8 protein-coding genes are annotated in these 12,250 nt (G+C 65.6%); 5 read left to right on the forward strand and 3 right to left on the reverse strand.

From position 1 onward, the window contains the following. Positions 1-17: 17 nt before the first annotated feature. Positions 18-1,790 (reverse strand): acyl-CoA dehydrogenase, encoded by a 1,773-nt coding sequence (locus CSW57_RS23945; RefSeq protein WP_099385106.1) that lies wholly within the window; start codon positions 1,788-1,790, stop codon positions 18-20. Positions 1,791-1,975: 185 nt separating this feature from the next. On the opposite strand from CSW57_RS23945, the gene CSW57_RS23950 reads away from it, so the two are divergent. The 3 genes from CSW57_RS23950 (at position 1,976) to CSW57_RS23960 (ending at position 4,867) form a co-directional block, all read left to right on the forward strand. Further along, the gene (locus CSW57_RS23950; RefSeq protein WP_099385107.1) at positions 1,976-2,869 is read left to right on the forward strand and encodes an enoyl-CoA hydratase; all 894 of its coding nucleotides are present in this window, start codon (positions 1,976-1,978) and stop codon (positions 2,867-2,869) included. A 124-nt stretch (positions 2,870-2,993) separates the two neighbouring features. After that, entirely contained in the window at positions 2,994-3,875 is an 882-nt protein-coding gene (locus tag CSW57_RS23955) for an ElyC/SanA/YdcF family protein (protein ID WP_143696610.1), read from the forward strand. A gap of 20 nt (positions 3,876-3,895) precedes the next feature. After that, positions 3,896-4,867 carry a hypothetical protein gene (locus tag CSW57_RS23960; RefSeq protein ID WP_099385109.1) on the forward strand — a complete coding sequence of 324 codons (972 nt, stop codon included), beginning with the start codon at positions 3,896-3,898 and terminating at the stop codon, positions 4,865-4,867. Here the strand turns inward: CSW57_RS23960 and CSW57_RS23965 are convergent. Both CSW57_RS23965 and CSW57_RS23970 read right to left on the reverse strand, forming a co-directional pair. Continuing rightward, positions 4,864-5,604: a metallophosphoesterase gene (locus tag CSW57_RS23965; RefSeq protein ID WP_099385110.1), complete on the reverse strand. Its 741-nt coding sequence runs from the start codon at positions 5,602-5,604 to the stop codon at positions 4,864-4,866. The two genes, CSW57_RS23960 and CSW57_RS23965, sit on opposite strands and share 4 nt — an antisense overlap. 195 nt (positions 5,605-5,799) lie before the next feature. Next, positions 5,800-8,175 carry an ATP-dependent DNA ligase gene (locus CSW57_RS23970; RefSeq protein WP_099385111.1) on the reverse strand — a complete coding sequence of 792 codons (2,376 nt, stop codon included), beginning with the start codon at positions 8,173-8,175 and terminating at the stop codon, positions 5,800-5,802. A 78-nt stretch (positions 8,176-8,253) separates the two neighbouring features. Here CSW57_RS23970 and ku point away from each other — a divergent pair, with 78 nt between their 5' ends. Continuing rightward, positions 8,254-9,204: a non-homologous end joining protein Ku gene (ku, locus tag CSW57_RS23975; protein WP_099385112.1), complete on the forward strand. Its 951-nt coding sequence runs from the start codon at positions 8,254-8,256 to the stop codon at positions 9,202-9,204. 134 nt (positions 9,205-9,338) lie between these two features. Further along, on the forward strand, positions 9,339-12,125 hold the full coding sequence (locus CSW57_RS23980; RefSeq protein ID WP_099385129.1) for a DUF2232 domain-containing protein: 2,787 nt from the start codon (positions 9,339-9,341) through the stop codon (positions 12,123-12,125). Positions 12,126-12,250: the final 125 nt, after the last annotated feature.

Consider the following 12,250-nt stretch of genomic DNA (forward strand, 5'->3'; position numbering starts at 1 on the left):
TCGACCGCCCCTCTGGGTCAGAACCAGTTCGGGTCGGCGTCCAGAGTTGTGCGGTCCAGGTCGGCCAGAAGATCGAACTGCGGGCCGGTGCGGGGCAGTTCATATCGATAGAAGTACTGGGCCGCAGCACGTTTGCCGTCGTAGAAGTCGCCCTGTGCACCATCGGCCGCGATGAGTTGCTCGAGCCACATCCAGGCGATCACCACGTGTCCGGTGGCCTCGAGGTAAATCGACGAGTTCGCCAGACTGACCGCCGGGTCTCCGGCGGACCACAGCTGCCCGGTGACCTCGACCAGCCGATCGACGGCCGCCCGCAAGGCGTCTGCCTTGTCTGCGTCCACGCTCGCGGCCCGGTCGATGGTGGCGGAGATGGCGTCGACGAGCAGCTGCAACCCGGCGCCGCCCTTCATCACCACCTTGCGGCCGAGTAGGTCCAGGCCCTGAATGCCGTGCGTGCCTTCGTGAATGGGGTTGAGGCGGTTGTCCCGGTAGAGCTGCTCGACATCGAACTCCTTGGTGTAGCCGTACCCTCCGAGCACCTGGATGGCCAGGCTGTTCGCTTCCAGACACCACTGCGACGGCCAGCTCTTGGCGATCGGGGTGAGCACGTCGAGCAGGAACTCGATCCGGGCGGCTTCTTCCGGCGAGGGAGCAGTCTGCTGTTCGTCGACCAACTTGGAGCAGTAGAGTCCCAGGGCCAGGGCTCCCTCCACGTATGACTTCTGCGCCAACAGCATTCGTTTGACATCGGCGTGCTCGATGATGGGCACCGGCACGGAGGCCGGGTCCTTGCTGGTGGGCACGCGGCCCTGAGTGCGGGTCTTGGCGTACTCGAGCGACTGCTGATAACCGGCGTAGCCGAGTGAGGTGGCCAGGAACCCGACACCGATCCGGGCCTCGTTCATCATCCGGAACATGTACGACAGACCGCGATGCACGTCGCCCACGAGATAGCCGACCGCACCGGTTTCCGGCGCCGGCCGATACTTGCCCTCCCCGAAGTTCAGCAGGGTGTTGGTGGTGCCGCGGTTACCCATCTTGTGGTTGAGGCCCACCAGCACAACGTCATTGCGGGTTCCGTCGGCGAGGAACTTCGGCACCACGAACAGCGAGATGCCTTTGACGCCCGGGCCGCCATCGGGTGCCTTGGCCAGCACGAGATGCACGATGTTCTCGGACAATTCGTGATCGCCGCCGGAGATCCACATCTTGGTGCCGGTGATGCGATAGCTGCCGTCGTCGACGGGCAGCGCCTTGGTGGTGATGTCGGCGAGCGATGAACCGGCCTGCGGTTCGGACAGGCACATGGTGCCGAAGAAACGGCCTTCGAGCATCGGCCGCACCCAGGTGTCGATCTGCTCGTCGGTGCCGTACTCCACCAACAGGTTCGCGTTCGCCATCGTCAGGAAGGGATAGGACGACGTGGATGCGTTCGCGGATTGGAACCACGCCATCGCGGCACGGGTCACCACCGTGGGCAGTTGCATGCCCCCGACCTCTTCGTCGAATTGGGCCGCGATGAATCCGGCCTTGCTGAACTCGTCGAGTGCGGCGCCGACCTCGTCGATCATCTCGACCTTGCCGTCGGCACCCATTGTGGGCTCGTTCTGGTCGGCCTTCTTGTTGTGTGTGGCAAACCGCTTGATGGCGATGTCTTCACTGAGGTCGAGGATGCTGTCGAACGTCTCACGGGAATGCTCGGCATAGCGTTTGCGCTCGATCAACGCGGTGGCATCAAGCCATTCGTAGAGCATGAAGTCGAGATCGCGTCGGGAAAGTGGGGCGGCCATGTGGATCTCCTAGCGTCCGAGCACGGTAAGGCTGTTCGACTTCCATACAACCACCGGCCGAGCGTGCGGTGGTTGCAGACCTTGCCCGGGAGGCCCGGCCACGCCGAGCGAAACGCGGTAGGACCGATCCGGGGTGCGGACGTGCGAATCTGGATTAACTTGTCCGCATCCGACGGGAGAAATTCATGCCCCCATACCTGACCTACGAGATCATCGACGACGGCGCCATCGCCCGGATCATGCTGGACCGGCCGAAGACGCGCAACGCCCAGAACCGCGGCCTGCTGGTCGAGCTCGACGAGGCATTCGAGACCGCGGAGGCAGATGACCGGGTGCGGGTGATCATCCTCGGCGGCACCGGTCCCATGTTCACCTCCGGCCACGATCTCGGGTCGTCGGACGACCGGGCCGAGCGAGCACCCGGACCGGACCAGCATCCGACCATGACCACCTATGGCGGAACCAAAGCGGGCACCGAAGCCCGGATGCTCCAGGAGTGGCACTTCTTCTTCGACAACACCCGGCGGTGGCGAAACCTGCGCAAGATCACCATCGCCCAGACGCATGGCACCGTGTACGCCGCGGGTCTGATGCTGGCGTGGGCCTGCGACCTCATCACCGCGGACACCGACACCATGTTCGCCGACGTCGTCGGCTCCCGGCTGGGCATGTGTGGTGTCGAGTATTTCGGTCATCCGTGGGAGTTCGGGCCGAGGCGGGCCAAAGAGCTTCTGCTGACCGGGGATTCGATCAGCGCGCAGGAGGCGCATCAGATCGGGATGGTGAGCAAGATCTTCGCCCCCGAGGAACTCGCCGACAAGACCCTGGATCTGGCTCGCCGGATCGCTCAGCGTCCGACGGTTGCCTCCCTCCTGATCAAGGAATCGGTGAACCAATCCGTCGACAACATGGGCTTCTACAACGCGCTGAACGCCTGCTTCTCGCTGCATCAGATCAACCATGCCCACTGGGCCGAGGTGACGGCAGGCGAGACGATCATCGGCACTCCCGACCACGGCGTCGAGAGCTGGAAGACTGCGGCGCCCGTCCACGAACGGCAGGTCGATACGCCCTGGTGAGGATGACCAAGGGCGGCGGCACGGCGCCGGCTGACCCTCTCGCTTGTTACTGACCTGAGACCGCGTGGGTGCGAGGCCGTAGCTCGGGTGTCCTACTGTGGCTGTAGTGACTCATGTTGCGCGTGTGACGCGCATTAATCGGACGTTCGTGGTTGCCGCGGCGGCAATCGGCATGTCCACGGGGGCGGTGGCCATGGTTCCGACCGTGATCAGCCCGACCATCGCCGTGATGCCGACGGCGTCGGCAGGCGACGTGACCGGCATGTACAACGCCGCCCAGCTGGGGTTCCGCACCGGCGACATCGGGACCGGTCTGAACGCTCTGCGCAGGTTGCTCGCGGCGAACCCGCGCGACGCTGATGCATTGGCGCTCCAGGCGCTGTGGTCGGACTACAACGCCGACAGGGCCACCACCCAGGCGGCGGTGAACACATTGCGGAGTGTCGATCCCGCTCGCGCAGAGGTGATCTCGCGGGCACTGACCGCTGTCAACACGGGAGTACTGGTCGGTCCCGATCCGGTACCGCGCCTGCTGTCGCCGTCCACCGGCATCGTTCTCATCGGTGTCGGCCCACCGGCGGGCGGTGGTTTCGACGGCGAGATGACCGCCCGGTTGGTGGCGGCCTGGCTTCAGGCCGTGGCGGCCCCGCAATCGCCCATCATCGTCGTCGGCAACAACCCGGGCATCCGAGAATGGCTGACGGCAAAGGCCATCGCTTCGTCGATGATTCACGTGGAACCACGCGCGACCACCCTGGTGCAGAGCGCACTGCTCGGTGCCGAGAAAGCCGCGGAGCTGCGACTTCGCGATGTGGTGCTGGTGACCTCGCCCGACCAGGTGCGCCGCGCGACCGTCGACTTCCAGGTCGCCGGCGTCAAGGTGGCCCGTGCGACGACAACAATCACCGATCTGTTCGCCCATGTGGCCGTGCCTGCGAAGGTGGACCAGTGGGACACATACCTCGACGCCTCTCGCGTGCTCGGCCTTCCCGACGCAAGGGGCTGAGAGCCGAGCACAGACCGACGGTGCGCCTGATCCTCGTCGCGATCGTCGGGGTGCTGGCGACAGCCTGTGCCCCCGGGATGATCTTCGGTCCCGACTTCGTGTTGTTCACCCCGAAGGCAGCACCGATCGTCAACCGCGCCGACTGCTTGACCCAGGACATCTACACGGGTTTGACCGGCTTAGGAGTATGGCCTTCGGCGGACATCGCTCCGGCCCCGGAGCTCGGTTACCCACCTGACGACTTCGATCCGGTGTCCGTGGTGCGGTGTGAACTCGCCCAGAACCCGGCGGGGAACTCAACAGTCGACGCCGTGTCGCTGGCCGGCGATGTTGCCGCGGTGGTGGAGGCGTTCTCGATCGAATCAAGGCGCTACCCCGACAACGTTTCGATCAGCTGCGCCATCAGTGTGGACCCGGCTGTCGGGCTGTGGCTGGTCGACTCCCGAGGTCGCGCATTCCGGCCTGCCTGGCCGTCGGTCCCGTGCAGTTTTCGAGACGAGCCTCTGGATGCGCTCAGAGCGCTGCACGAAGTCGGGCGGGAGTCTTTCGACACCGGAGTCCCGATCACCCTGCCCCGCAACTGCACCCAGCGGTTCAGCGGATCCGTGGGAGGTGTCTACTCCGGCACGGCCGCGACAGAGAAAAAACGCCGAGCTTTGAACCTGTCCGCTCGCCCACTTCTTGCTGATCTGGCGCTGCCGATCGACGATGTCGGGCCGCTCCAGGCCTGCCGGCACGGAGTGGATGAGCCGGCGCAGGGTGGCGGGTGGTACCTATGGCTGACGGCGCGGGAAAGCTCGGACGCGATCCGCTCCGTCCTCGGCGCGCCTGTCGCGGCGCCCTGCATTCTCACGGCGACTCGATTGGTGTCGATTCGACTATCTAGGGCCGACGGCTCAGGCGGAGCTGCCTTGTCCGTGGAACTCGACGGCTGCCGCCGGGTCGGGCAGAACGCCGCACCGGCGGCACTGATCGAAATGCTGAGTCGCTAAACCGGCACCGAGCGGAAATGGCTGATCACACGGCCTTCGGCATACACGTGGAAGGCGAGACCGGGAGGCTGGCCCTCGTTGATCACCTCGGCGCCTTCGAAGGGCAGGTTCAGCGTTGACGCCACCCCCGGCGCGAGGCACATCGGGCGTCCGGCGAAGGCGGTGACCGCACCGGTGTGCGCGTGGCCGCACATGAAGTTGACGATGTTCGGGTGCTTGTCGACCAGGGCGATCAGTCGCTCTTCGCCAGTCTGACGAATGGTGTCCATGAACGGCATCTGCAGCGTGACCGGCGGGTGGTGGAAGGCGACGAACACCGGCACGTGTGGACCGGCCGAGGAGATCTCGGCATCCATCCACGCGATGGTCGCATCGTCGAGGTACCCCTCGTTGCGTCCGGGAATCGAGCTGTCGCACACCAGGAACAGGCCACCTGCAATGGTCCGGGAGTGATTGAGGGGCCGGTCGGTGATGTGAGTGCCGAGGAGGCCGTGACTGAACTCGCCGCGGTCGTCGTGGTTGCCGGGGCAGATGAGCATCGGCAAATCGCTGCGGAGGGTGGCCGCCGCTTCCTCGTACTGCGACTGCTTGCCGGTGTCGGTGATGTCGCCGGTGATCACCAGCGCGTCGATGCCCTCGGCACGTGAGTTGATGTAGTCGAGCACAGCGGTGATGCGCCGGCGGGCACGGAGGGTCCCGTTGAAATGCAGATCACTCATGTGCGCGACGACGAGCACGTGGCCTCCTTCTGTACGGCTGTGGCGACCGATCTGGGCCGACCGATTCGGGCAGCCAGTACTCGGGGTACCCAATTCGGGGCGAACGAGCGAGGGGGGTCACGACGAGCGCCAGGCTAGACCGTAACGCGCCGCGAACAATACGACGCGTTCAGCATCGGCCGATTGTCGGCGGGATGTGTCGCCGGCCCGCTGTCACAGGTCCCCGGGAAGCTTGTCGCGGCGGATCCCGCGCCAAGACGGGTGACGCAGATGACCGGTGCTCGTCCAGTCCATGAATCTCACATCGGCCACCAGCTTCGGCAACACCCACACGGCGTCGGATTCGACGGGCCGATCGAGGCTGCCGATGAATGGCGAGGTCTTGCGGCGCAGCGGCTCGAGTTCCTCCATCAGGGACTCGAGCTGGCTGTCGGTGAAGCCGGTGCCGACCCGACCCACGTAACGGAGACCGGTTGCCTCCGGTAGCCCCATCAGCAGTGACCCGATGCGTTGACTGCGGCCTCCTTTGCCCGGACGCCAGCCGCCGATCACCACCTCGATATCGGTCCAGTTCTTCTGTTTCCGCCACGTCTTTGTGCGGCGGCCCTGCTGATAGATGGAATCGCGGCGCTTGGCCACCACCCCTTCCCAGCCCCGTTCACGGCTGAAGGCAACGGCATTGGAGCCGGGACCCTCGAGGAGCGGCGGCAGCTGCACCCGCGAGTCCGACGAAAACGCCTGCGCGACTTCCTCGAGCAGTTTGCGCCGGTCCTCCCACTTGAGTTTGAGTAGCGACGAACCGTTGAGGTAGAGGATGTCGAACAGCAAGAACTTGATGTCGAGGTCTTCGGTGGCAGTGCTACGCCCGGCGAGCCGGGTGAAGTTGGTCCGGCCTTTCTCGTCGAACGCCACCACCTCGCCATCGAGCACCACGTCGAGCAGTCCGAGATCGTCGGCGATGGGGTGGAGCTGGGGGAAATCCTTGGTCATGTCGATGCCCGAACGCGACGTGAGCTGGAGCTTTCCTTCGATGTAGCGCAACAGGATCCGGTAACCGTCCCACTTGCCCTCGAAAGCCCACTTGTCATCGGTCAGTTCTTCGATGAGCTCGTCGGTGGCGAGCATCGGTCGTGGGTCGGCGAGGCTGTCGGGCACGATCGGCCGCGGCTCGTCGGACATCAGATGCGCCAGCCAGTTCTTGTCGCCGGTCTTGATCAGCGCATACCGGCCCTGGATGCGCTCCCCGTGCAAGCGGACGATGATCTCTTTGTCGCGCCACTTCTCGGTCTCGTAGGTGCCGCGGTCCCAGATCTCGACATGCCCGCCTCCGTATTCGCCAGCGGGGATGTCGCCTGCGAAGTCGGCGTAGTCGATCGGGTGGTCCTCGGTCTGCACGGCGAGCCGATTCTGGTCACCGTCGAGCGGCAGGTTCTTGGGCACGGCCCACGACACGAGCACACCGCCCCGTTCGAGCCGGAAGTCGTAGTGCAGGCGGCGGGCGTGGTGCTCCTGGATCACGAAGATGGGTCCGGCGGCCTGCTCGTCTTCGGATCGGCTGTCGCCGAACGGCTCCGGGGTCTTTCGCTCGTCGCGCTTGCGTCGGTACTCCCCGAGGTCGACCACCGGCGGGGATGCCGCGGCCCGACCGGGCGCGGGCTTCCGGGGTTTTTCTGGGTCTGCCGCGACCGTGCCGTCACCGGATTCTGCCTCGAGTCCGATCAGCAAATCGCCGAACTGTTCGAGCCTGTCCGGCATCTCGTCGAACGGGATGTGCCGGATGTCCCTGTCGGCCAGCTCATCCCAGTGTCGGGGAGCGGCAACCCAGGGTTCCTCGCGGCCACGCATCGAGTAGGGGGCCAGCGTGGTCTTGGAAGCGCTGTTCTGGCTCCAGTCGACGAACACCTTGCCCCCGCGCACTGACTTGGTCATCTGAGCAGTCACCAGATCGGGAGTCTCGCTCTGCAACTGGGTGCCGATCTGTCTGGCGACCTTGCGTGCGGAATCCGACGAGATGGCCTTGTCGAGCCGGAAATAGATGTGGATTCCCTTGGAGCCGCTGGTCACCGGAAAGCACGGCAGCCCGATACCGTCGAGCATCTCCTTGATGCGTAGCGCCACCTTCGCGCACTGGAACAACGTGACGTCCGGCCCGGGGTCGAGGTCGAGGACCACTCGATCGGTCATGCGATCGACTTTGTACGGGACGTCGGCCTGGCCTTGAGGCAGCGTCCACTGGGGCACGTGCAGCTCCAACGCGGCTTGCTGTGCGAGCCAGACCAACTCGGCGCGCGAGGTCAGCACCGGGTAGACCACCTTGCGGTCGCTGTGATCCAGACGGACCCGGCCGAGCCATTCCGGAGCGTGGTCAGGCAGGTTCTTCTCGAAGAACGGCGTCGAGTTCACCCCGTCGGGCCACCTCTTGCGGGTCACCGGCCGGTCACGGATGTGCGGCAACATCATCGAGCTGATGTCGCTGTAGTACTCGATGACCTGCGCCTTGACGGTCCCGGTTGCCGGGTAGATCACCTTGTCGAGGTGGGTCACGGCGATCTTGTGACCGTCGACCTCGAGCGTGTTGCGGCTGGCCATGGCTGCGACTTTCCTGGTGGAGGGACTTTCCTGGTGGAGGGGGCTGCGTCTTGTGCGAGATACCTGCACAATGACGATATGCGCTCGATCTGGAAAGGCGATCTCAGCTTTGGCTTGGTCAACGTACCGGTCAAGGTCTATTCGGCGACCGAGAGTCACGATCGCAAATCCCACCAGGTCGACTCGAACGACGGCACCCGCATCCGATATCGAAAGGTCCGCGAGGGCACCGACGAAGAGGTCGAGTTCTCGCAGATCGCCAACGCGTACGAGAGCGACACCGGTCAGACCGTGGTGCTGACCAAAGATGATCTGGCCGAACTGCCCGTCCAGCGCAGTCCGGAGATCTCGATCACCGACTTCGTCCCGGTTGATCAGGTCGACCCGATCTACTTCGACAAGCCCTATTACCTGGAGCCGGCCAGCAAGTCGCCGAAAGCGTACGCGCTGATGCGTGAGGCTCTCAAAGACACAGACCGGCTGGCCATCGCCACCTTCACCCTCCGTAACCGCACCCGGTTGGCGGCTCTACGAGTGGTCGGAAATGTACTGACCCTCCAGACGTTGCTGTGGCCGGACGAAGTCCGCGAGGCGGCATTCCCGTCACTCGACGAGTCGCCCGACCTCAAGCCGCAGGAACTCAAGATGGCGGCCTCGCTCATCGAGTCGATGTCAGCAGACTTCGACCCGAGCCAATACGAGGACACCTATCAGAACGAGTTGAGCAAGCTGATCGAGGCCAAGGCGGAGGGCACCGAAGCGTTCACCGCACCCGAGAAGGCGGATGACGAAGACGACGACTCCGAGGTGGCCGACCTGCTTGCTGCGCTGCGCGCATCGGTGAAGAACCGCACCGGCTCGGCTGACGACTCCGACGATGGCGACGGCAGCGAGGTGTCCGATTCGGGCAAGACGCCCGCGAAGAAGACGGCCGCGAAGAAGGCACCTGCGAAGAAGGCCCCGGCCAAGAAGGCTGCGGCGAAATCAACCGTTGCCAAGAAGGCCCCGGCAAAACGTAAGGCCGGCTGATCCGAAGCCGCGGTTGACCTGCGGTCATACCGAATATCATTCGTGAGGCCGATGGCCGTCGCTCGGTCCTCTGGCAATCTGGACAGATCGAACAGCAACAGAAACAAGAAGCCGGTGGCGCAGTGAGCGAACCGATGAGCGCCCGAGCCCGTCGGCGCGTCACCGCCATCGAGATCGCCGAGGCAGCGGCCCTCGCAGACGTCGCAGCGGCGATCTGTGTATTGAGCCGGTTCCTGCCCATCGGGGGCGCGGCCTCATTGGTCGCATCCGTCCCGTTCGCGATCCTTGCCGGGCGTCGGCGGCTGCGGGTGAGTCTGCTCGGCGCGCTCACCGGGTACATCGTGGCGTTCTTGTTCGGCGGGTTCTCCGCCGCGAATCTGGTCGGAAGCGCGGCGATCTTCGGCACGCTCTCGGGAATCGCGTTACGTCGTGGCTGGAACGCCCCGCGGGTCACCCTCACCGCACTGTTCGCGATCGCGGTGCCGTCGGCGGCTGCCGCGACCGGTCTCCTGGCTCTGTTCACCGACTACCGCGAGTTCATGATCAAACAGATCGACAACGGGTGGCGGGGCACCAAGCGATTGATGGACAACGCGGGCTTCGACCAGTTCACGTCCGTGGTCGACCCGGCGGTCAACTGGTGTCTCGACTACTGGTGGATCGCGATTCCCGCGTCCGGGATTGCGGGGGTCACGTTCTCCGCACTGACCGTGTTCTTCCTTCACCGCCGGCCGGTCCCGCCGATGATCGCCCGACTGGGCACACCGCACACCGACGAACGACGTCCCGACGCCGGCCCCGTCGGCCCCTTGCCTGTGCGTCTGGACAACGTCGCCGTCACCTACCCGGGTGCAACGGAGCCGGTCATCGCTGATGTGTCGATGACCCTCGCGGCCGGGGAACTGGTGGCGGTGACGGGGCCCAATGGGGTCGGCAAGTCGACTCTCGCGAAAGTGGTCGCCGGACGTGATCCCACCGCAGGCACCGTCAGCCGGCCGGGGTCGGTCGGACTGGGTCGTCCGGGTGGCACCGCGGTGATCAGTCAGCGGCCCGAGACCCAGGTGTTGGGCATGGTGGTGGCCGACGACCTCGCGTGGGGCAATCCCGGACTCACCGAAACCCAGATGGAGGCACTGCTCGATCAGGTCGGGCTGGGCGGCATGTTGTACCGCGAGACCGGGACGCTGTCGGGTGGTCAGCTGCAACGTCTTGCGATAGCGGCGGCGCTGTCCCGACATCCTGCCGTGCTCATCAGTGACGAATCCACGGCGATGATCGACCAGGAGGGTCGCGCGGCGGTCAACGGCATCTTCCGATCGCTCGCCGACCACGGTGCGACCGCCGTCCTCCAGATCACCCACGACACCGACGAATCGGCCGTCGCCGACCGGGAGATCGCGCTGGACTCCCGCCATTCGTCGGTGTCCACCAAGCTGCGAACCACGACCGGCGCCGGCCGCGCCATCCGCGGCGCCCAGGTCAGCCTGATCGATGTCGGGTACGCCCACGACGCCGGGACGCCCTGGCACAACCAGATCTTCAGCGGGTTGAACCTGCACTTCGAGCCGGGCTCGGCCGTGCTGCTCACCGGTCCCAACGGGGCCGGCAAGTCCACCCTTGCAAGGGTGATGACCGGGCTGCAGCAGCCCACGTCGGGCCGGGTGCTGGTCGACGGGATGCCGGTGCAGAACGGACGGCAACACGCGTTGCTCGGGTTCCAGTATTCGCGCCTGCAGATCGTTCGGTCTCGTGCCCGCGCGGACGTCAAAGATGCCGCTGGAGTCGATGACACCGCGGCCAACGCGGCGCTGCTCGAACTGGGCCTCAATTCCGCGGTCATCGGTGACGCGCTGGTGGACGAGCTGTCGGTGGGTCAGCAACGCCGGGTTGCCCTGGCCGGGCTACTCGCCTGCAAACCGCGACTGCTGGTTCTGGACGAGCCGCTGGCCGGTCTGGACGCCCCGGCCCGCGCCGCGATGGTCGCCGCGCTGCAGCGGGTGAAGGCGTCGGGCACCACACTCGTGGTGATCTCGCATGATGTCGGTGAGCTCGACGAGCTCGTCGACAGGACGATTGTCGTCGACGAGGGCACCGTCGACGGGCAGCCGGTTGCGCCGGCCCCGCCGCCGTCGAGTCTGAAATCCACTGCGAACCTGGCCAGTGTGGTGCGCACGCTTCCCCGCGACTCACCCGCGCGCAAATGGTGGGTGGGGACAAAACTGGTGGTGTTGGCGGCGATCGCGCTGATGTTCGCGCTCGAACCCACCTGGCTCAGTGTTGCCGTCGGCGCCACGATCGCCGCAGGCTGGACCGTGCTGGGCAGGGTGCCGCGCGCTGCCGTTCCCCGCCTGCCACTCTGGCTCGTCGGGATCACACTCTTCGGCGGGTTCATCACCGCTCTCGGCGGCGACGAGCCGTACGTCACCGTCGGCGGGGTGGAGTTCGGGCTGGGCGGTGCCGCTTACTGGGGAATTCTCATCTGCATGACGATCATCTCGCTGTACAGCGCGTTGTTGTTCTGCTGGACCACCCCGATGGTCGAGATACCTGCGTTTGCGCAGCGGCTGGTCGGGTGGGCGGCGAGGCTGGGCATCCCCGCGCAGTCAGCTGCGGTGTCGGTGGCCCTTGCGCTGCGGTTGTGCCCGTTCCTGATCAGTGACTTCCGCACCCTGCTGCAGACCATCGCCCAGCGCAGGTCCGACAAAGAGCAGACGGCGCGCGAGAGGATCAACGGGTGGGCGGCCTGCCTGCCGATCGTCTGTTCACTTGCCTGCCAGAACGGACGCGAGCTTGCGGCCGCCATCGAAGCCCGAGGTGGCGTGGGATCGGTGTCCCGATCTGACCGGAGTCCGAGATTTATGGACCTCGTCGTGCTTATCGTGGTCCTCGGGTCGGTAGGCGCGGTCGTCGCGCTGGGATGAGCCCCCCGCGGCCACTGCCGCGCGCGGGCAGACGGCCCGGTGCCGCGACAAGTGGAGGTCTGCGCAGTGATTGACGATCAACGGCAAGAGCACATCCGAGGGCAAGAGCGCCCGAAAGCGTCCGA

Source organism: Williamsia muralis (genome assembly GCF_002735905.1).
Lineage (GTDB): Bacteria > Actinomycetota > Actinomycetes > Mycobacteriales > Mycobacteriaceae > Williamsia > Williamsia muralis_A.

Coding starts and splice junctions, on each gene's coding strand:
- CSW57_RS23945 (WP_099385106.1), bottom strand. CDS start 1,790: ATGGCCGCCCCACTTTCCCGACGCGATCTCGACTTCATGCTCTACGAA.
- CSW57_RS23970 (WP_099385111.1), bottom strand. CDS start 8,175: ATGGCCAGCCGCAACACGCTCGAGGTCGACGGTCACAAGATCGCCGTG.
- CSW57_RS23950 (WP_099385107.1), top strand. CDS start 1,976: ATGCCCCCATACCTGACCTACGAGATCATCGACGACGGCGCCATCGCC.
- ku (WP_099385112.1), top strand. CDS start 8,254: ATGCGCTCGATCTGGAAAGGCGATCTCAGCTTTGGCTTGGTCAACGTA.
- CSW57_RS23980 (WP_099385129.1), top strand. CDS start 9,339: ATGAGCGCCCGAGCCCGTCGGCGCGTCACCGCCATCGAGATCGCCGAG.